Here is a 1,123-nt window from a genome sequence, read left to right as displayed (position 1 = left end):
AATCGTACAATTATGGAGAAACTCGGAATTAAAAATGTTTCCCAAATTAAGACATGGATGAAATGGTATCGTACAGATCAAACGTATCGTTTTCAACAACCTGTAGGAAAACAATATTCTTATGGAAAAGGACCAAAAGAGCTCAGTGAATTAGAACAACTACGTTTAGAAAATAAGCATCTAAAAACAAAATTACTTGTATGGGGAAAGTATCTGGAAATCGAAAGGGGCTGAAACCAGAAACTGTAGTTACTTTATGGAAAAACGTAAAAACAAAAATAACGATAAAAGAATTGTGTAACGTATTAGAATTACCCCGTTCCACATTTTATCGCTGGTTACAACGAACGGAAGATCGGAAAGATGATATAGAAGAGAAAGTAAAGGACGTCTGTCTTAGGCATAAATTTCGGTATGGATATCGAAGAGTGACCGCTACTCTTCAAAAAATGGGACTGTGTGTTAATCATAAAAAAGTATTACGAATCATGAGACAAAATCACATTCTTTCAAAAGTACGTCGAAAGAAAAAGAAATATATCAATGGTGCGGAACCAATGGTAGCCCCTCATCGATTGGAGCGTGAATTCGATGCATCCAGACCAAATGAAAAGTGGTTTACAGATGTGACGTATCTCTTATTTGGAGAGCGTACCTTGTATTTATCAACGATCATGGATGCCTTTAATCGTGAAATTATTAGTTGTGTCATCAGCGAATCACAAACACTGACATTAGCGATGAAGACATTGAAACAAGCAATGAGAGGGCGAAGAGTAAAAGATGTCCTTCTTCACTCGGATCAAGGAAGTATTTATACAGCAAAAGAATTTCAAGCGTATGCCAAAGAAAACGGCATTATCACCAGCATGTCCCGGAGAGGAAATTGCCATGATAATGCCGTCATGGAAAGCTTCTTTGGTCATTTGAAAAGTGAAGCTTTCTATTCACAAGAGATAACAAAAGTATCCAACACAACTGTGCGAAAGATTGTGCTAGAATACATTCATTACTACAATTGTGTGCGAATTCAAGAAAAATTAAACCACCTATCCCCTAAAGAATTTAGGGAACAGATGGTTTAGGTGTTTTGATAGGTGTCCCGTTTTCAGGGTTCACTTCA

At 36.8% G+C, this 1,123-nt stretch carries 1 protein-coding gene; it reads left to right on the top strand.

Going from position 1 to position 1,123, the window contains the following annotated elements:
- Positions 1–1,085 (top strand): IS3 family transposase gene (locus tag DN394_RS28435; protein ID WP_149294456.1). Its coding sequence is split into 2 segments (ribosomal slippage), with 1,086 coding nucleotides annotated over them: positions 1–181 and positions 181–1,085; the frame shifts between segments, so codons are not numbered across the junction. This gene is flagged as partial in the annotation.
- Positions 1,086–1,123 lie beyond the last annotated feature (38 nt).

The organism is Bacillus sp. BB081, assembly GCF_008368895.1.
GTDB classification, from domain to species: Bacteria; Bacillota; Bacilli; order Bacillales; family Bacillaceae_G; genus Bacillus_A; species Bacillus_A wiedmannii.
The sequence above is the reverse complement of the archived record's forward strand: the minus strand, read 5'-3'. Positions and strand labels throughout refer to the sequence as shown.